At 35.0% G+C, this 18498-nt stretch carries 30 protein-coding genes (1 of these 30 running past the window's edge); all 30 read left to right on the forward strand.

Annotated elements, in window-relative coordinates; all coding sequences use genetic code 11:
• Positions 1-16 precede the first annotated feature (16 nt).
• Positions 17-1525 (forward strand): DHA2 family efflux MFS transporter permease subunit, encoded by a 1509-nt coding sequence (locus ACZ5EP_RS08680; protein WP_464508809.1) that lies wholly within the window; start codon positions 17-19, stop codon positions 1523-1525.
• The gene (locus ACZ5EP_RS08685; protein WP_464508810.1) at positions 1515-2822 is read left to right on the forward strand and encodes a TolC family protein; all 1308 of its coding nucleotides are present in this window, start codon (positions 1515-1517) and stop codon (positions 2820-2822) included. Before ACZ5EP_RS08680 ends, ACZ5EP_RS08685 begins: the two co-directional genes overlap by 11 nt.
• Positions 2812-3921, forward strand: coding sequence for an HlyD family secretion protein (locus ACZ5EP_RS08690; RefSeq protein WP_464508811.1), 1110 nt, complete (start codon positions 2812-2814; stop codon positions 3919-3921). Before ACZ5EP_RS08685 ends, ACZ5EP_RS08690 begins: the two co-directional genes overlap by 11 nt.
• An 11-nt stretch (positions 3922-3932) precedes the next feature.
• Positions 3933-4064 (forward strand): hypothetical protein, encoded by a 132-nt coding sequence (locus ACZ5EP_RS08695; RefSeq protein ID WP_464508812.1) that lies wholly within the window; start codon positions 3933-3935, stop codon positions 4062-4064.
• Entirely contained in the window at positions 4058-5662 is a 1605-nt protein-coding gene (locus ACZ5EP_RS08700) for an ATP-binding cassette domain-containing protein (RefSeq protein WP_464508813.1), read from the forward strand. The genes ACZ5EP_RS08695 and ACZ5EP_RS08700 overlap by 7 nt, the downstream gene beginning before the upstream one ends.
• Positions 5652-6755 (forward strand): ABC transporter permease, encoded by a 1104-nt coding sequence (locus tag ACZ5EP_RS08705; protein WP_464508814.1) that lies wholly within the window; start codon positions 5652-5654, stop codon positions 6753-6755. The genes ACZ5EP_RS08700 and ACZ5EP_RS08705 overlap by 11 nt, the downstream gene beginning before the upstream one ends.
• On the forward strand, positions 6752-7831 hold the full coding sequence (locus ACZ5EP_RS08710) for an ABC transporter permease (protein WP_464508815.1): 1080 nt from the start codon (positions 6752-6754) through the stop codon (positions 7829-7831). The genes ACZ5EP_RS08705 and ACZ5EP_RS08710 overlap by 4 nt, the downstream gene beginning before the upstream one ends.
• 143 nt (positions 7832-7974) lie before the next feature.
• Positions 7975-8640: an LOG family protein gene (locus tag ACZ5EP_RS08715; protein ID WP_464508816.1), complete on the forward strand. Its 666-nt coding sequence runs from the start codon at positions 7975-7977 to the stop codon at positions 8638-8640.
• Positions 8641-8764: 124 nt separating this feature from the next.
• On the forward strand, positions 8765-9073 hold the full coding sequence (rpsJ, locus tag ACZ5EP_RS08720) for a 30S ribosomal protein S10 (RefSeq protein ID WP_012663777.1): 309 nt from the start codon (positions 8765-8767) through the stop codon (positions 9071-9073).
• A gap of 10 nt (positions 9074-9083) precedes the next feature.
• Complete coding sequence (gene rplC / locus ACZ5EP_RS08725; protein WP_127681735.1) at positions 9084-9659, forward strand: 50S ribosomal protein L3; 576 nt, start codon at positions 9084-9086, stop codon at positions 9657-9659.
• Positions 9656-10237, forward strand: a complete 582-nt coding sequence (gene rplD / locus ACZ5EP_RS08730) for a 50S ribosomal protein L4 (protein WP_127681733.1) — start codon at positions 9656-9658, stop codon at positions 10235-10237. Before rplC ends, rplD begins: the two co-directional genes overlap by 4 nt.
• A 3-nt stretch (positions 10238-10240) precedes the next feature.
• A complete protein-coding gene (locus tag ACZ5EP_RS08735; RefSeq protein WP_127681731.1) occupies positions 10241-10522 on the forward strand; it encodes a 50S ribosomal protein L23 in 282 nt (93 codons plus the stop codon).
• Positions 10523-10531: 9 nt separating this feature from the next.
• Positions 10532-11356: a 50S ribosomal protein L2 gene (gene rplB / locus ACZ5EP_RS08740; protein WP_127681729.1), complete on the forward strand. Its 825-nt coding sequence runs from the start codon at positions 10532-10534 to the stop codon at positions 11354-11356.
• A gap of 9 nt (positions 11357-11365) precedes the next feature.
• Positions 11366-11647 (forward strand): 30S ribosomal protein S19, encoded by a 282-nt coding sequence (gene rpsS / locus ACZ5EP_RS08745; protein ID WP_015902442.1) that lies wholly within the window; start codon positions 11366-11368, stop codon positions 11645-11647.
• 9 nt (positions 11648-11656) lie between these two features.
• Positions 11657-11977, forward strand: coding sequence for a 50S ribosomal protein L22 (gene rplV, locus ACZ5EP_RS08750; RefSeq protein ID WP_012663770.1), 321 nt, complete (start codon positions 11657-11659; stop codon positions 11975-11977).
• On the forward strand, positions 11977-12699 hold the full coding sequence (gene rpsC / locus ACZ5EP_RS08755; protein ID WP_127681727.1) for a 30S ribosomal protein S3: 723 nt from the start codon (positions 11977-11979) through the stop codon (positions 12697-12699). The genes rplV and rpsC overlap by 1 nt, the downstream gene beginning before the upstream one ends.
• A complete protein-coding gene (gene rplP, locus ACZ5EP_RS08760) occupies positions 12677-13102 on the forward strand; it encodes a 50S ribosomal protein L16 (protein WP_127681725.1) in 426 nt (141 codons plus the stop codon). The genes rpsC and rplP overlap by 23 nt, the downstream gene beginning before the upstream one ends.
• Entirely contained in the window at positions 13089-13295 is a 207-nt protein-coding gene (rpmC, locus tag ACZ5EP_RS08765) for a 50S ribosomal protein L29 (RefSeq protein WP_127681723.1), read from the forward strand. Before rplP ends, rpmC begins: the two co-directional genes overlap by 14 nt.
• Positions 13295-13540 carry a 30S ribosomal protein S17 gene (gene rpsQ / locus ACZ5EP_RS08770; RefSeq protein WP_127681721.1) on the forward strand — a complete coding sequence of 82 codons (246 nt, stop codon included), beginning with the start codon at positions 13295-13297 and terminating at the stop codon, positions 13538-13540. Before rpmC ends, rpsQ begins: the two co-directional genes overlap by 1 nt.
• A 2-nt stretch (positions 13541-13542) precedes the next feature.
• Positions 13543-13911, forward strand: coding sequence for a 50S ribosomal protein L14 (gene rplN, locus ACZ5EP_RS08775; RefSeq protein ID WP_127681719.1), 369 nt, complete (start codon positions 13543-13545; stop codon positions 13909-13911).
• Positions 13911-14162: a 50S ribosomal protein L24 gene (gene rplX / locus ACZ5EP_RS08780; protein WP_127681717.1), complete on the forward strand. Its 252-nt coding sequence runs from the start codon at positions 13911-13913 to the stop codon at positions 14160-14162. The genes rplN and rplX overlap by 1 nt, the downstream gene beginning before the upstream one ends.
• Before the next feature lie 4 nt (positions 14163-14166).
• Complete coding sequence (rplE, locus tag ACZ5EP_RS08785) at positions 14167-14712, forward strand: 50S ribosomal protein L5 (protein ID WP_464508817.1); 546 nt, start codon at positions 14167-14169, stop codon at positions 14710-14712.
• A gap of 1 nt (position 14713) precedes the next feature.
• Positions 14714-14899: a type Z 30S ribosomal protein S14 gene (locus ACZ5EP_RS08790; protein WP_007475795.1), complete on the forward strand. Its 186-nt coding sequence runs from the start codon at positions 14714-14716 to the stop codon at positions 14897-14899.
• A 12-nt stretch (positions 14900-14911) separates the two neighbouring features.
• Positions 14912-15307 carry a 30S ribosomal protein S8 gene (rpsH, locus tag ACZ5EP_RS08795; RefSeq protein ID WP_464508818.1) on the forward strand — a complete coding sequence of 132 codons (396 nt, stop codon included), beginning with the start codon at positions 14912-14914 and terminating at the stop codon, positions 15305-15307.
• An 11-nt stretch (positions 15308-15318) separates the two neighbouring features.
• On the forward strand, positions 15319-15855 hold the full coding sequence (gene rplF / locus ACZ5EP_RS08800) for a 50S ribosomal protein L6 (RefSeq protein WP_464508819.1): 537 nt from the start codon (positions 15319-15321) through the stop codon (positions 15853-15855).
• Between the two features lie 9 nt (positions 15856-15864).
• Entirely contained in the window at positions 15865-16230 is a 366-nt protein-coding gene (gene rplR, locus ACZ5EP_RS08805) for a 50S ribosomal protein L18 (RefSeq protein WP_464508821.1), read from the forward strand.
• Between the two features lie 9 nt (positions 16231-16239).
• Entirely contained in the window at positions 16240-16716 is a 477-nt protein-coding gene (rpsE, locus tag ACZ5EP_RS08810) for a 30S ribosomal protein S5 (RefSeq protein ID WP_127681707.1), read from the forward strand.
• Between the two features lie 2 nt (positions 16717-16718).
• Entirely contained in the window at positions 16719-17111 is a 393-nt protein-coding gene (gene rplO / locus ACZ5EP_RS08815; protein WP_464508822.1) for a 50S ribosomal protein L15, read from the forward strand.
• Between the two features lie 4 nt (positions 17112-17115).
• Positions 17116-18375 (forward strand): preprotein translocase subunit SecY, encoded by a 1260-nt coding sequence (secY, locus tag ACZ5EP_RS08820; RefSeq protein ID WP_127681703.1) that lies wholly within the window; start codon positions 17116-17118, stop codon positions 18373-18375.
• Between the two features lie 24 nt (positions 18376-18399).
• Positions 18400-18498, forward strand: partial view of a type I methionyl aminopeptidase gene (gene map, locus ACZ5EP_RS08825; protein WP_464508824.1) — the 5' portion only. The gene runs 660 nt beyond the window's last position; the window shows 99 of its 759 coding nt (coding positions 1-99); it begins with the start codon at positions 18400-18402; its stop codon lies beyond the right edge, outside the window.

The raw sequence follows: 18498 nt of genomic DNA on the forward strand, positions 1-18498 counted from the left end.
AAGTGAAAAGTTGAAAATGCAGGATAAAAAACTTTTCACTTTTAATTTTTCACTTTTAATTCTACTTGTAGTAGTAGGTGCTTTCATGGCGGTGCTCGATACGACGGTGGTTGATATTATAGTCCCTCGTCTGAAGGGTCCTCTTTCAACCGATATGTACGGTGTGCAGTGGGTAATTACCGCGTATATGATTGCCGCTGCGGTTGGGCTTTTGCTTGTTGAGTGGATGATTAAAAAATTCGGAAACAAGTGGATATACATAACAGCCGTGGGTGTTTTTACGGTGGCTTCTTTTTTATGCGGTATATCAAATTCGCTTTCTTTTATAATAGTCGCCAGGGTGATTCAGGGGTTTGCCGAAGCGCTTATAATGGTTACGGCCCAGGCGATGCTTTTTGGCTTTTTCCCGCCTGAAAAAAGAGGGATTGCCATGGGTATATTTGCCCTTGGAGTTGCCTTTGCACCGGCTATAGGCCCGACACTCGGAGGGTATCTGACGGAATGGTTCAGCTGGAGGGCGGTATTTTTTGTAAATGTTCCTATAGGTATTGTTCTGGTTATATTCGGTTCACTCCTTCTTCCGGACAGGGATGAAAGAAAAGATGAAAAGCTGAACTTCATATCCGTTGCGTTTTTGACTGTCGCAACTGTGGCACTTTTGATACTGCTTAGCAAAGGACAGCAGTATGGATGGTTTAATTCTTCTTTAATTGTATATCTTGCTTTTGCTACGTTTTTTGGGGCATTGTTTTTTATTATGAGCGAATATTATTCTAAAGAGTCGCTGTTTGATTATACATTGTTTAAAAATCCTAATTATTCTCTGGGAATTCTTATATATTTTGTACTGCTTGGATTTTCAATGTATCAGTATTTTTATCTGATTCCGATGTTTTATGAGCATATTAAAGGGCTGAGTTCCATTCAGACAGGGCTCGGTGTTTTGGGATTTGGTATATGGATAGGTGTGTTTAGTATGATAGCCGGGGCTTTAAGTGATAAATTCTCTCCCGTGCCTGTACTGATTGTGGGGGCTGTAATATACCTTTACAGTTCGTTTGTGCTCTTTCCGACTCTCAATTATTATACGCCGTTTTATGAAGCTGTGCTTAAAACAATGCCTTTTGGAATAGCAATGGGTCTTTTCTTTGCTCCGATTACCGTGCTTGTTATGAATAATTCTAACGGAAAAATAGAGCAGGGTATTATGACTATGGATTATGTAAGATTTATAGGAGGCAGTTTCGGAACTGCTATTGCTACTAACAATTTAGTATATTACAGCAATAAAGAGTTTGACGGGATGGTAAGTATTCAAAATCATCATATAGTCAGTGATTTTGTTTCTGCGCTTGAGAGTTATTTCGGAAAAGCCGGAATAGAGATATTCAGAAAGCTCGAATCTTTTATGAGTGCCAATTACGGGTATAAATACGTTTGGCTTGATGCAGGATTTTGGGGATTTGTAGGAAGTTTGTTTGTTTTTATGTTACTATTAGTTAAAAGGAGAAAAAATGTTAGTTAAAAAAATAGTGATTATGAGTATTCCTTTTTTATTATTTGCAGAATCTTTCAATGAAATAAGACTCAGTATCGAAAATTCATTAAAATATAAACTTGCCGAGCAAAAGGTGAAAATCTACGAACAGAAATTAAAAACCGCAAAAGCAAACAATTACGGAGTTTTAAGTGCTGATTATACTGCTGTTCATATGTTTACCCAGCCTGTAATGAAGCTGAAAACTGTACAGCCTGTGGCTGTTGCTCCTGACGGAGTCCATCTTGTGTATCAGTCATTTGACAGTGAGCTGCCTATGAGTGATAAGAATCATTTTGTTGGTGAAATAGCTTATTCATATCCTTTATTTACAGGCTTTGCTATAAGTAATTTAATAGAAAAGTCAAAACTGGAACTTATAAAAGAAAAACTGAACCTTCAAAACGTAAAAAGAGAGCTTTTACTTACTTCAGCCGAGCTTTACAGCAATATATACGCTCTTAAGCATCAGGTTATGGCTCTTGAATCGGCAAAAAAAGCGCTTTTGAGTGCAAAAGACAAAGCAGAAGCTCTATATAACGAAGGTCTTATTAACAGGTCGTCTTTAGATGAAATAAATGCAAAATATTATGAGGTAATTGCGGATATCAAAAATATAAAATCTCAAAAAAATTCTTTGCTTCAGACTTTAAGTTATCTTATAAATAAACATATAAAAGAAATTGACGGAATAATTGATCTTAATAAACTAAGTTTTAAACCTGATTTCAATAACAGACCCGATGTGAAAGCTATAAAAGAAACTCTTAAAATTGCAAACGAAGATGTAAAACTTGCCAAATCAGCTAATTATCCTCAAATAGCCCTTAAACTCGGTTTAAAAAGGGAAGCAGACAATTTAGTTTTAAGCGATAATGATTATCAAAATATTGATAAATCATATATAGCTTTAGGCTTTAAATACGATATTTTTAACGGCGGAGAAACAAGGGCAAAAGTACAAATGGCCAAAATAGCAAAACTAAGCAGTACAATTTTTTTTAAAGACTATCTTAATAAAATAAAAACTGATTACGATAACGACCTAAACACTTACAATGCACTTTTTTACAGACTCAAAGCCGCCCAGCAGGAAGTAAAAGCCAGAAAAAGTTATTATGAGTATATAAAAGCTAAATTTAATGAAGGTCTTGCGGATAGCAGCGATTTAAACGATGCAATAGCGAAACTTGCCGAAGCAAAGGCAAAAAGAGATGCTATAAAAGCTAAAATATTCTTTTTAAACATTAAATTAAAATTAAACGGAGGCGAATATGAGTTCTAAAAAAGCAATTCCAATTATAATTATTGTATTAATAGTAATAGCCGGATATTTTATATACAAAAAATTAAATCCTAAAAAAGTGCCTCCTTATTTGGTTGAAGCGGTCGGAAGAATTGATGCTGATGTTGTGAATTTGAATACGAAATATCCCGGAAGAGTCGTTAAGTTAAATGTTGATACCGGAGATAAGGTAAAAAAAGGCGAAATTATTGCCAAATTAAATTCAAAAGAGTTTCAGGAAAAATTAAATGCCCTAAACGAACAGATAAATGCAAAAACAAATGAATTTAAAGCCATGAAATCCAACATTGAAAATACAATAAAAAAAGCGGAGCTTAACATCAAAGCCAAAACGGCAGAAATTAATGCTCTAAATGCACAAATCGACGCGCTTGAAAAAGTGATAAACCAGGATGTGAAAGATGAAAAAAGAATTGCTTCACTTGTAAGAAGAAACCTTGCAAAAGAGCATGAGCTTGAAATGGCGCGTCTAAAAACCCAAACTGACAAAGATAAATTAAAAGGCTTAATTGCAAAAAAAGAAGCGCTGAAAACTGCGCTTGAAGCAGCTAAAAAAGATTTAAACATAGCACTATCACAGCAGAATAATTTAAAAGCTTTTGAGCATTCTATTAAAGCTCTTGAATATAACAAAGCCGAACTGCAGACAATGATAAATGAAATGATTCTGAAATCTCCGGTAAACGGATTTGTAGATACTAAAATAGCAAACACCGGTGAAGTAATAGGTGCGGGAATGCCTGTAGTTTCAATAATAGACAACAGCTCTTTTTATCTAAAAATATATGTGGATGAAATTACAAACGGTAAAATCAAACTTGGAGATAAAGCGGAAATTTTCCTTGATTCTTTTCCGAATAAACCTATTATGGCTGAAGTTGTAAAAATAGCAAAAAGAGCTGAATTTACACCAAAAGAGGTAGCTGTCAGAAGTGACAGAATTACAAGGGTTTATGAAGTTCACTTAAAGCCGGTAGTTCCTAACAAATACTTAAAACTCGGTCTTCCGGCTACGGGTGTGGTGCTTATAGGAAACGGCAGTTTGCCTAAATCTCTTGATGAACTGCCGGAACTGTAAAGAAGTGAAAAATGAAAAGTGAAAAATTAAATGGGGTCCCTGGAAAATCGAAAGATTTTTTGGGGTATAGAGAGAGAATGGAGAATGGAGAATTAAATAACCAATATACCAATAAACCAATAACCAATACACCACTATGTTAGCAGTAAAAAACATCACGGTAAAATATGGAGAAAAAGTAGCGGCTAAAAACATAAATTTTGAAGTAAAAGAAGGGGAGATAGTCGGTCTTATCGGAGCGGACGGTGCCGGGAAAAGTTCAACGCTTCATGCAATAGCGGGAGTTAAAGGTTTTGAAGGTGAAATAGAATATAACGGGTATAAATACCATTCACCCAAAGAAGCGGAAAAAATAAAAGACAAACTCTCCCTGATGCCTCAGGGGCTTGGGCTTGTTTTATATGATCTTTTGAGTGTAAGGGAGCATTTTGATTTTTTTAGAGGTCTTAGGGGTATAAAAAAAGACCCGGAGTACGAAAAAAGACTGCTTAAAATGGCCGGACTGTATGAGTTTCAGGATAGACTAGCAGGAAATCTTAGCGGAGGAATGAGGCAGAAACTCTCACTCATTCTTGCACTTCTTCACAGACCGCAGCTTCTTATTTTAGATGAGCCGACAACCGGTGTAGATCCTATAAGCAGGCGGGAGCTTTGGGATATTGTAGACAATGAAAGAAAAGAAAACGGAATAATCGCGCTTATTTCAACCGCTTATATGCAAGAAGCCGCTTTGATGGATAAGATTATGCTTTTTGACGAAGGCGAGATTATTGCAAAAGGTACAAACGAAGAACTTATCCAAAGCATTAAAGATTACACATATGAAGGAGAGATTGAGTGTGACGAATGCATGAGTTTTGCGGGCAAAACGTATTCATTAAAAGATCTAAACCTTAAAAAAACAATACCGACTCTTGAAGGGCTGTTTTTCGTAAACGCTCTTAAAAAAAACAGAAAAATGCCTAAAATAAAACTTGAACAAAAGCATACAGACACTCCTGAAACTGTTGTAAAAGCCGTAGGACTAACTAAAAAATTCGGTAATTTCATTGCCGACGATCATATCGATCTGGAGCTTAAAAAAGGTGAAATCTTAGGCCTTCTTGGGGCAAACGGTGCAGGTAAAACCACGTTTATGAAAATGCTTCTCGGGCTTTATCCTATAGATGAGGGTGAACTTTATTTATTGGGTGAGAAAATAAACTCATATAAAGACAGGATTAAACTCAAAAGCAAAATCGGTTACGTTTCTCAAAGGTTTGCACTGTATGATGATTTGACTATTTATGAAAACATAAGGTATTTCGGCAAAATGCACGGGCTCACTTCCGAAGAGATTGAAAAAAAAGCCGAATTTTTTTCAAACCTGCTTGATTTTAAAGACTATCTAAATTTCTTTCCGACAGACGTGCCGCTTGGAATAAACCAGAGATTTTCTGTAGCGGTTGCACTGCTTCACGACCCTGTTGTTCTCTTTTTGGATGAGCCTACAAGCGGGGTTGATACGATAGCGAGGGCGAGTTTTTGGAAATTTATGAGGGAACTCAAGGAAAAATGGCAAATTTCAATATTAATCACCACGCATTATATGAGTGAGGCGGAATACTGTGACAGGGTTGTGGTGCTTAAAAGAGGTAAAAAAATACTTGATGATACGATGTCAAACATTCATAAAAATTATCCGGGAATGAGTTTTGAAGATGTGTTTATCAAACTGGTAGGAAACAACAATGAGGATTAGTGTAATAAAAGCGTATCTCAAAAAAGAATTTTTGGATTTAATACGTTCAAAGATGATTATTTTAGTCTATTTTATGCCAACACTCATAATATTTCTTTTCGGTTACGGTCTTAAACTTGAAATCACTCATGCAAGAACAGTAATTATTGACAGGGATAATACAAAACTAAGCACTGAAATAATAAATAAATTTGAGCATTCCAAATATTTTGATACAAAGCTTATGTCTATTGACGACAACGATGCCCTGGATCTAATCAAAAAAAACAAAATAGATCTTTTCATTGTAATCCCTAGCGGGTTTACACGAAGTCTTCTGCATAGAAATCCCGCCGAAATCGGAGTCTATATTGACGGTTCGTTTCCTTTGAGAGCCACAACGCTTGAGGGATATGTGCAAGGGATGTTTGTAAATATACTCGCCAAAAACGGAATAAAAGAACCGATAAAAGTTAACCAGAGAAATTTGTTTAATGAGTCTTTACGGGATGAAAACGCTATTATTCCCGGTATTATCGGTTTGACGCTGTTGTTGGCACCTTCTATCCTTGCTGCACTTATGATTGTAAAAGAAAAAGAAATCGGAACGATTTTTAACTTTTATTCATCTCCTATTACAAAAGGGGAGTTTTTAATCTCAAAACTTATACCTCCTTTTTTATTGCATTCTGTTAATATTTATATACTTTTTTTGTGGGCTGTTTATTATTTTGATGTACCTTTTAAAGGCAGTTTTTTACTGTATGTGATAGCCAGTGAAATATACGTAATGGTAAGTGTCGGAATAGGGCTTTTGGTTTCGGCGATTACCAAAACTCAGGTAAGTGCGCTTGTATTGAGTATTATTATTACAGTTATTCCGGGATTTTTATATTCGGGGATTATGATGCCTATAACCTCTATGGATAAGTTTAGTTTAATAGAAGCGCATCTGTTTCCTATAATGTATTACAATCATATCGTTTATGATACATTTTTGGTGGGTGAAGGGTTTAATTCTATGATCAATCTTTTATATCTTGGTATTTTGCTTGTTTATGCATTTGCTTTGCTTTTTATAGGCAGTCTGTTTATAAAAAAGGCTTTTAAATGAGAGCGTTTAAAGCAATATTTTTGAAAGAAATTTTAACGTTTTTAAGAAACGTAGGGCTTGTGTTTTTTATTTTGTATGCGTTTACGCTTGAAGTTTATACGGCCGGAAACGGTATCAAAATTAAGCCTCAGCATGTCAGTATCGGATACGTAAACTACAGCGGGAAAAAACTTCCGGATGAAATTCTAAGCCATTTTCATTATCCCGAGTTTGAAAATCCGAAAGTGTTTTTGAGTGAAAAAGATCTTAAAAAAGCGATTTTTGATAAAAAAATAATGGTGGGGCTTATATTTGATTCTGATTTTACGAAAAACTATTATAAAAACAAAACTACTACGATAAATGTGCTTGTTGATGCCACGGCTTCCGCCCAGGCACAGGTCACGCTTATATATTTAAATCAGATACTTTTGCGGCTTAGTAATCAAAAAAGTCCGGTTGATTTCAGAATACATAAACTTTTCAATCAAAATTCAACCTCCACATGGTTTATGGGACTGACAGAACTTATAAACGTCGTAACGATGCTGATACTTATACTTGTGTCAATTGTGTTTGTAAAGGAAAAAGAAAAAGGCACGTGGGATATTATGCTTTTAATGCCGGTTGATGGTAAAGTTATTATTTTTGCAAAGGTTCTTTCTCAGATAGTGATTGTAATGGTGGGGATTGTAATAAGTGTCGGAATAGTAATATTTGGAGTGTTTAATACGCCTATAAACGGTAATTTATGGCTTTTTTTTGTTCTTAGTTTTATTTTTTCTTTTGCACTTGGCGGAATTGCCCTTGTAATAGCAGCATACAGCAAAAGCGTTATGCAGGTTGCTCAGATAAGTATGCTCGTTATGCTTCCTCTACTCTTTTTAAGCGGTGCATGGACGCCTATAACTTCTATGGCGCCGTTTTTACAGAAAATGACACTGCTTTCACCTGTCAGGTATTATATACAGGGAAGTGAAGCGATATTTTTTAAAGGAACAAGTTTTGTAGATCTTTTACCATATTTTACGGCTGAAACCGTAATTGCGATAGTGCTTTTTTATATCGGGTTTAGGAAAATAGGTAGACTGTTTTAGAAATGAAAAATGAAAAATTAAAAATTTAGAAGTGGGGTTCCTGAAATCCTTTGATTTTTTGAGTATACAGAGAAAATTTAAGTTTTATAATTGCTATAATTTTAGTAGATGACAATATAGTACCTCAATTAATAAGGATTAACATGAGAGATATACAAAAAGAATTTCTGGACAACAGAAACATAAACAAAGACGTATGGAGAATATTCAGGGTAATAAGCGATTTTACTGATGCGTTTGACGAGCTTGAAGATATTCCTCCTGCAGTATCTATATTTGGTAGTGCAAGAGAGAAACCAGGGCACTATTATTATGAAAAAGCAACGGAAATATCGAAAGGTCTAAGTGATAAGGGATATGCGATTATTACAGGCGGGGGACCCGGGATTATGGAAGCCGCAAATAAAGGCGCGAAAATAAGTATAGGTTTGAATATTGAACTGCCTCATGAGCAGCATACAAACCCTTATGTAAAAACACCTTTGAAATTTAAATATTTCTTTACAAGAAAAGTAACATTCCTTAAATACAGCGTTGCAACGATAATGATGCCTGGAGGCTTTGGAACGCTTGACGAGCTAAGCGAAGTGCTTACACTCGTTCAGACAAAGAGAATGAGTCAGATTCCGATAGTTTTTTTCGGAAGTGAATTTTATAAACCTCTTTTGGATTTTTATGAAAAAATGCTTGAAATGAAATATATCTCTCTGGAAGACAAAAATCTTTATTTAGTTACTGACGATGTGGAAGAGGCTGTTGATTATATTTTTCAAAATGCTCCTATTTCGGAGATTCTAAAAAATAAATAACCTTTCCTTTTCCTTTTTTTAAGGAAAAAATACTCCCAAAAATCTTGCATTTACAATTAAAATCATTTATAATTTCAGTCCACAAAAGCGTGGAAAAACCACGAGATCTTTAAAAAGGAAGGCTATGGAGAAAATCAGAATCAAACTTCAAGCATATGACCATAGAGTGCTTGATAAAGCTGTTAGCATTATTACAGATGCTATTAAAAGAACTGGAGCGGAAGTAAAGGGACCAATTCCTCTACCTACAAAAATCAGAAGATATACGGTATTAAGATCACCTCACATTAACAAAGATTCAAGAGAGCAATTTGAAATCAGAATTCACAGAAGAATTGTTGATGTTGTGAACGCATCGCCTGAAACTGTTGATCAACTTATGAAGCTAGAGTTGGCACCAGAGGTTGATGTAGAAGTTAGGGCATTAAGTTAAGGAGAATTGAATGGAATTTATAGTTGAAAAAATAGGAATGAGTAGGACGGTAGGAATCCCAAGTATTCCGGTAACTTTATTAAAAGTAGTTCCGGCTAAAGTTTGTGAAATAAAAGATGACAAAGCGTTAGTTGCATACGCAAACGGTAAAAAAATCAATAAACCGATTGAAGGTATGCAGAAAAAATACGGATTAAGCAAAGAATTCAACAGATTCGTTGAATTAAAAGTTGCAAACACTGAACCTGGAGACCTAAGTGTTGAACCACTTAAAGAAGCTAAAAAAGTAAAACTTACTTTCAAAAGCAAAGGTAGAGGTTTCCAAGGTGTTGTAAAAAGACACGGATTTGCAGGTGGACCTGGTGGACACGGTTCAAGATTTCACAGAGCACCGGGATCAATCGGTAACTGTGAATGGCCTGGTAGAGTTATGCCTGGTAGAAAAATGCCTGGGCATTACGGTAACAAAAACATTACTGTTAACGCAGAAGTATTAGAGTATGACGAAAACATGGGTGTACTTGTAATTAAAGGAAGTGTTCCTGGAGCTAACGGAAGTTTAGGAAAAGTAAGGATTGTGAAATGAGTATAGAAGTAATTAAGCAATTACCTGAGGATTTTCAAAACATCAATCCGCATAACCTTTATTTGTATGTAAAAGCATACCTTGCTAACCAAAGAGCTGGTACTGCACATACAAAAACTAGAGGCGAAGTAAGCGGTGGTGGAAAAAAACCTTTCAGACAAAAAGGTCTAGGTAGAGCTAGACAAGGTAGTATCAGAGCACCTCAATTCGTAGGTGGTGGTGTAGCTCACGGGCCAAGAAACGAAAGAGACTGGTCTCAAAAATTAAATAAAAAACAAAAAAGAGTTGCGCTTAAATACGCACTTAATGAAAAAGCTGAAAACGGAAAACTTTTCGTTGTAGATGCAATTAAAATCGAAAGCGGTAAAACAAAAGACGCTGTTAAATGGCTAAATGAAGTAAACCAAAGAGATTACTTAATCGTAGTTGACGAAATGGATGAAAAAACATTTTTAGCATTTAGAAATATTCCAAACGTGTATATCATTACACCAGAAGAATTAAACGCTTATTATGCGAGTGTATTCCACAGCATTATTTTTGATAAAGCGGCTTACGAAAAAGTTATAAAGGGCTAAGCGATGGCGGATATTACAGATATTAAATCAATTGTGTATACAGAAAAAGCACTTAACCTTCAAGAGCAGGGTGTGCTAGTAGTTCAAACTACACCAAAAGTGACTAAAAATCAACTTAAAGAGATTTTTAAGGAATATTTCGGAGTAACTCCGCTAAAAGTAAATTCACTTAAACAAAAAGGTAAAGTGAAAAGATTTAGAGGAATCGAAGGTAAAAGACCGGATTATAAAAAATTCTATGTTAAATTACCTGAAGATGCAAAACTTGAAAGCCTAAGTGTATAAGGATAGAAGATGGCAGTAAAGAGTTATAAACCATATACACCGTCAAGAAGATTTATGACAACACTTGATAACAGTGACATAACTTCAAAACCGACGGTAAAAAAATTATTAATTAAACTTCCGCAAAAAGCGGGTAGAAACAATCACGGAAGAATTACATCTAGACATAGAGAAGCTGGAGCAAAAAAACTTTACAGAATCATCGATTTTAAAAGAAATAAATTCGGAGTACCTGGTAAAGTTGTAACAGTAGAATACGATCCGTACAGAAACTGTAGAATTTGTCTTATCAGCTATGTTGATGGGGACAAAAGATATATCATTCAGCCTGAAGGTTTAAAAATAGGTGACACTGTTTTAGCAGCTGAAGCCGGACTTGATATTAAACCTGGTAACGCAATGAAACTTAAAAACATACCTGTTGGTACTGTTGTGCATAATGTTGAAATGAAGCCTGGTAAAGGCGGTCAGATCGCAAGAAGTGCCGGAAACAGCTGCCAGATTATGGGACGTGAGGGTAAATACGTTATCTTAAGATTACCAAGCGGTGAGATGAGATATATTCTTGGTGAATGTATGGCGACTATCGGTACAGTCGGAAACGCTGATTTCCAAAATATTACAATCGGTAAAGCTGGTAGAAGCAGACACCTAGGTATCAGACCTCAGACAAGAGGTATTGCAATGAACCCGGTTGACCATCCACACGGTGGGGGTGAAGGTAGAAGTAAAGGTAACCATCCTGTTACACCTTGGGGTATGCCGACTAAAGGTTACAAAACTAGAAAGAAAAAACAATCTGATAAATATATCATCTCAAGAAGAAAGAAATAAGGATAGCTCATGGCTAGAAGTTTAAAAAAAGGTCCTTTTGTAGATGACCATTTAATGAAAAAAGTTCTTAAAGCAAAAGAAGAAAAAAATCCTAAACCAATTAAAACTTGGTCAAGAAGAAGTACTATTACGCCTGATATGATCGGGCTTACAATTAACGTACACAACGGAAGAGATTTCGTTCCGGTATATGTTACTGAAAGACACGTTGGATTTAAATTAGGTGAATTTGCACCTACCAGAACTTTTAGAGGACATAAAGGTTCTGTTCAAAAGAAAATTGGTAAGTAAGGATAGGTGATGAGTAAAGCAGTATTAAAATTTATAAGACTATCCCCAACTAAAGCAAGATTGATTGCTAAAGAAATTCAAGGTATGAATGCTGAAGAAGCGCTTGCTAAATTAGAATTTATGCCTAATAAAGCGGCAAGAGTTATCGCTAAAGTTGTTGCAAGTGCGGTTGCAAACGGCGGATATGATGCAAATGAAGTAGTTATTACTTCATGCAGAATCGATAGAGGTCCGTATCTAAAAAGATTCAGACCAAGAGCTAGAGGTATGGCGAGCAGAATCCAAAAACCTACAGCACACATTTTTGTAGAAGTTGAAAAGGAAAGCTAATGGGTCAAAAAACGAATCCAATCGGACTAAGACTAGGGATAAACAAAAACTGGAGAAGTAGATGGTTCATTAATTATAACACTATGCCTGAAAACGTATTAGGTGATTATGAACTAAGAAAATTTCTTAAAAAGAAACTTTATTACGCAGGTGTAAGTGATATTATTATTGAAAGAACAGCCAAAAAAATCAGAATTACTATTTTTGCAGCAAAACCTGGTATCATCATTGGTAAAGGTGGAAGCGAAATAGAAGCTCTAAAAGCTGAACTTCAAAAAAGAATTGGCGGAAAAGAACTTATTCTTAATATTAAAGAAGAAAGAAAACCTCAAATTTCAGCTCAGCTTGCAGCTGAAAACGTTGCTACTCAGATAGAAAGAAGGGTAGCATTCAGAAGAGCTATGAAAAAAGTTATTCAATCAGCACTTAAATCTGGTGCAAAAGGTATTAAAGTTCAGGTTGCTGGAAGACTTAACGGTGCTGAAATGGCTAGAACTGAATGGTATCTTGAGGGAAGAGTTCCTCTTCATACATTAAGAGCAAAAATTGATTACGGTTTTGCTGAAGCTTTAACTACATACGGTATTATCGGTGTTAAAGTATGGATATTCAAAGGTGAAGTTCTTCAAAGAAAAATGAATTCTGACGATACTCAAGCGCCAGAAAGAAAAGCTCCAAGAAGAAGAAAAGGACGCAGAAATGTTAATGCCAAAAAGAACTAAATACAGAAAACAACAAAAAGGTAGAAACAGAGGTAAAGCCTACAGAGGTAGTACTCTGTCATTCGGAACATACGGTCTTAAAGCCGTAGAACTTGGAAGAATCAACTCAAGACAAATTGAAGCGGGAAGGGTTGCGCTTTCAAGAACTATGAAAAGAACAGGTAAAATCTGGATTAGAGTATTCCCAGACAAACCTCTAACAGCAAAACCTGTTGGTGTGAGAATGGGTAAAGGTAAAGGTAGTGTTGAAGAGTGGGTTATGAATATTAAACCCGGAAGAATTATTTTCGAAATTACTGGTGTTAATAATGAAACTGCCGTTAGGGCATTAACTCTTGCAGCTGCTAAATTGCCGTTCAAAACAAAAATTGTAAGCATGGAGAGTGAAAATGAGCTATACTAAACTTAACGTAGCGGAACTTATTGAAAAAACTGAAAAAGAGCTTCAGGATCTTTTAAAAGAGAAAAAAATGGAGCTTTTTGAAACAAGAATGAAATTAAAAACTATGCAGCTACAAGACACATCTCTTGTTAGAAAAATTAGAAAAGACATCGCAAGAATTAAAACTGCGATGAGAGCAAAAAGGGGTAACTAATGCCTAAAAGAATTATTACTGGAAAAGTTATCAAAAAAACTGGAGATAAAACTATCAACGTATTGGTTGAAAGAAAAGTTTTACATCCTAAATATCATAAAATTGTTAAAAAATTCAAGAAATACCTTGTTCATGATGAAGAAAATGCGGCTAACGTTGGTGATGTTGTTACCGCAATTGAACACAGACCAATTTCTAAAAGAAAATCTTTCGTTCTTAAAGATATTCTTGAGAGAGGAGAATAAGAATGATTCAACCATTTACAAGATTAAAAGTTGCTGATAACAGCGGTGCTAAAGAAATCATGTGTATTAAAGTTTTGGGAGGGTCTAAAAGAAGATATGCTTCAGTAGGTGACATTATTGTCGCTTCTGTAAAAAAAGCCCTTCCAAACGGTAAAATTAAAAAAGGTCAAGTTGTAAAAGCGGTAATCGTTAGAACTAAAAAAGAAGTTCAAAGAGAAAACGGTTCGCTAATCAGATTCGATGATAACGCGGCAGTTATCATTGATGCTAAAAAAGAACCTGTAGGAACTCGTATTTTCGGACCAATCGCGAGAGAAGTTAGATACGAAGGTTTCCAAAAAATTACATCACTTGCTCCGGAGGTGCTATAATGGGTGCTAGAAAAAATTTACCTCCTAAATTCAAAATTAAAAAAGGCGATAGCGTAAAAGTTATCGCAGGAGATGACAGAGGAAAAACTGGTGAAGTTTTAAAAGTACTTGTTAAAGATTCAAAAGTACTTGTTAAAGGTGTGAACGTAGTTAAAAAGGCTGTTAAGCCTACTGAGCAAAATCCAAAAGGTGGATTTGAATATGTTGAAAGACCAATTCACATCTCAAATGTAAAAAAAGTAGAAGGCTGAGAAGATGTTTGAAGTACAAAAAAAATATAAAGACGAAGTTAGGGCAAAACTTGCAGAAGAGTTTGATATTAAAAACCCTATGCTGATTCCTAACATTGAAAAAATCGTTGTTAGTGCTGGTGTTGGTGAAGGAAGCAAAGATAAAAAATTCCTTCAAAGCGTAGCTGATACATTAACAATTATTACTGGTCAAAAAGCGGTAATTACACCTGCTAAAAAATCAGTTGCAGGATTTAAAGTTAGAGAAGGTATGCCTGTAGGTGTTAAAGTAACACTTAGAGGTGAAATGATGTGGAATTTCCTTCAAAAACTTATCTCAATCGCACTACCGAGAGTTAGAGACTTTAAAGGTGTGAAAAGAGACGGTTTTGACGGAAGAGGTAACTTTAACTTCGGTCTTACAGAACAGTTAGTGTTTACTGAAGTTGATTACGACAGTATTATCAGAGTACATGGTATGAATATTAATATTTCCACAACAACTGAAGACGATAAACTGGCTGAAAGAATGCTAGAACTTATCGGATTCCCATTCACAAAAGGAAAGTAATATGGCGAAAAAAAGTATGATAGCTAAAGCTAAAAGAAAACCAAAATTCAAAGTAAGAGCATATACAAGATGCTCTATCTGTGGTAGAGTTCACTCTGTTTACAGAGATTTTGGTATTTGTAGAATTTGTCTAAGAAAAATGGCAAACGAGGGATTACTCCCTGGTGTTAAAAAAGCAAGTTGGTAAAAGGATGCCAAGATGATGAACGATATTATTGCAGACGGATTAACAAGAATCAGAAATGCCGCTATGAGAGGTTTAGAAGTGACTAAACTTAATCACTCTAAACTTATGGAAGCGGTATTGAAAGTTTTTGAAGAAAAAGGTTATATTGAAAGTTTTAAAGTAATTGAAGATGGTAACAAAAAATTCATCAACGTGACTTTAAAATATGATGAAAACGGCAACTCTGTTATCAGAGAAGTTAAAAAAGTGTCTAAACCTGGTAGAAGGGTTTATAAAGGATACGAAGACATTAAAAGATTTAAAAACGGATACGGTACTCTAGTAGTATCAACTAGCAAAGGCGTTTTACCTAATGACGAAGCTTACAAAGAAAAAGTAGGCGGCGAAGTAATCTGTAGTATTTGGTAAGGAGATAATTTATGAGTAGAATAGGTAAACAACCCGTAAAGTTGGCTTCTGGCCTTGAAGCTAAACTTGAAGGGAATAAATTAATTATTAAAAAAGGCCAAGATTCAAAAGAAATCGACACTAAAGGTGTTGTAAAAGTTAATATCAACGGTGATGAATTAACTTTTGAACCGGCAGAAGAAACTAAATTTGCAAAAGCTATGTGGGGAACTGTAAGAGCTTTAGCTAATAATGCTGTTATCGGATTAACTCAAGGATTTGAGAAAAAACTTGAAATCAACGGTGTTGGTTACAGAGCAGCTGTAAAAGGTAATATTTTAGAATTACAACTTGGATATTCACACCCTATAAATTTTGAAATTCCTAAAGGAATTACTATTACTGTTGAAAAAAATATTATTACAGTAAAAGGTAGCGATAAACAACAAGTTGGTCAAGTTGCTTCAGAAATCAGAAGCTTTAGAAAACCTGAGCCTTACAAAGGCAAAGGTGTTAAATATGTTGATGAACATATTATTAGAAAAGCTGGTAAAACAGCTAAAAAATAAGGGTGAGAGATGAGAAGAAGTAAAGCATTAGCTAAAAGAGATTTAAGAAGATTAAAAAGAAAAAGAAGAGTGAGAGGTAGAATCAGTGGTACTGCTGATATGCCTAGAGTAACTATTTTTAAATCAAATAGATACTTAGTTATTCAAGCTATTGATGATGTTGCTGGTAACACATTAGCATTTTTAAATACTGCTCATTTAGAAAACAAATTACCGTCAAATATTAACGGTGCAAAAGAAGCTGCTAAAATTTTTGCTGAAAAATTAAAAGCAGCTGATATTGATGCTATTAGATTTGATAGAAATGGATACAAATATCACGGTGTAGTTGCAGCGTTTGCAGATACTCTTAGAGAAAACGGTATAAAATTATAAGGAAGGCAAATGGCTAAAAAAGCTCAAGTAATTAGAGATTATAACAGAGAAGATTTTGAAGAAGTAGTTGTTAACATTGGAAGAATTACTAAAGTTGTTAAAGGTGGTAGAAGATTCAGATTTAACGCTTTGGTAGTTGTTGGAAACAAAAAAGGTATTGTTGGAATCGGAACTGGTAAAGCTAAAGAAGTTCCTGATGCTATCAAAAAAGCAATTGACGATGCATTTAAAAACTTAGTTGAAATTAACGGTATTCACGGTAATACAATTAATCATGACGTACAAGCTAAATATAATGCATCTAAAATTTTACTTAAACCGGCAAGTGAGGGTACAGGGCTAATCGCCGGTGGTGCGGTGAGACCGGTACTTGAACTTGTAGGTATTAAAGATATTCTTTCTAAATCATTAGGTTCAAACGAACCTCACAACTTAGTTAGAGCTACAGTAGAAGCTCTAAAAATGATTAAAAGCAAAAAGGCGTAATCATGGCGTTAAATAATTTACAACCGGCATGCGGATCTACTCATAAAACAAAAAGAGTAGGACGTGGAGCAGGTTCAGGATACGGAAAAACTAGTAGCAGAGGACAAAAAGGTCAGAAATCTAGAACTGGTTATTCTAAAAAAAGAGGTTTTGAAGGTGGTCAACAGCCGCTTCAAAGAAGACTTCCAAAAGTTGGATTTAAAAGTAGAGTTGTAAAACCTCAGGCGATTAATGTAGACAAGTTTCCTGCAATTGTAGAACTTGAAGAAATTACAATGGAAGCTTTAGCTAACATTGTAAAAATTAAAGCAAAAAAAGTAAAACTTATTGGAACAAAAGCTAAAGAGCTTAAAGATAAAATAAAAGATGCTAACATAACTACATCTGGAAAGTAAGGGTATGAATCCGATAGCAAAAAAAATCTTAATTACCCTTGGTTTCCTTCTCATTTATAGAGTTCTAGCATATGTCCCGGTACCAGGGGTAAATATAGATGTAATTAAAGACTTTTTTTCAGGACATCAGCACGATGCATTAGGTTTACTTAATATGTTCAGTGGTAATGCTGTGAGCAGAATGAGTATTATTGCTCTTGGTGTTATGCCATACATTACCGCGTCAATTATTATGGAGCTTCTTGCTGCAACATTCCCAAAACTTGGCGAGATGAAAAAAGACTCTCAGGGCTTTCAAAAATATATGCAAATAGTTAAATATTCTACGGTAGCAATTGCTTTTGTACAGGCTATTGGTATTGCAATCGGTCTTACGTCTTTAACGGGCAAAGCGGGCGAATCTGCAGTTATGATAGATACTTCTACATTTGTAATATTAACCGCATTTTCTATGATGGGCGGTACAATGCTCCTTGTATGGATCGGTGAACAGATTACTGAAAGAGGTGTAGGTAACGGTATCAGTTTAATTATCTTTGCAGGAATCGTAAGTAGAATTCCGGCAGCGATTGTAGGTACACTTAACCTCGTAGACGTAGGAGAACTGTCTGTTATAGGACTGATCTTTATTCTGTTAATCGTAGTAGGAACAATAGCGTTTATTATATATGTTGAACTTGCTGAGAGAAGAGTACCGATTTCATATCAGAAAAAAGTATTAATGCAAAACAAATTCAAAAGAGTTATGAATTATATTCCTATTAAAGTAAACTTGAGTGGTGTTATTCCTCCAATTTTTGCTAGTGCGATATTAATGTTTCCTCTAACTGTTTTAAGTGGAGTATCCAATCCTGTATTAGTAACTATTAGAGATTATTTAAATCCAAACGGATATTTATACCATGTACTATTGTTTGCTTTTGTTATATTCTTTGCTTATTTTTATGCATCTATTGTATTTAATGCAAAAGAAATTGCAGAAAATCTTAAAAAACAGGGTGGATTTATTCCTGGGATCAGACCTGGAGAACAAACTGCTAAATTTTTAAATGAAGTTGCAAGCAGACTTACATTCTGGGGTGCGTTGTACTTAGGTGCAATTACAGTAATGCCTTGGCTGCTTGTAAAACTTATAGGTATTAATTTTTATTTTGGTGGTACAGCTGTACTTATCGTTGTCCAAGTTGCAATCGATACAATGAGAAAAATACAGGCTGAGCTTCAAATGCAAAAATATGATACTTTATCAGTTACAGGGCTTTAAGCCCTTTTTATTTTAGGAGAATAAATGGCAATAGCAATTAGAAAACCTCAAGAAATTGAAAAAATCAAAATACCGGCACAGCTTGTTGCTAAAACGTTAAAATTGTTAAAAGAAAATACGAAA

It is taken from the genome of Nautilia abyssi (assembly GCF_055388085.1).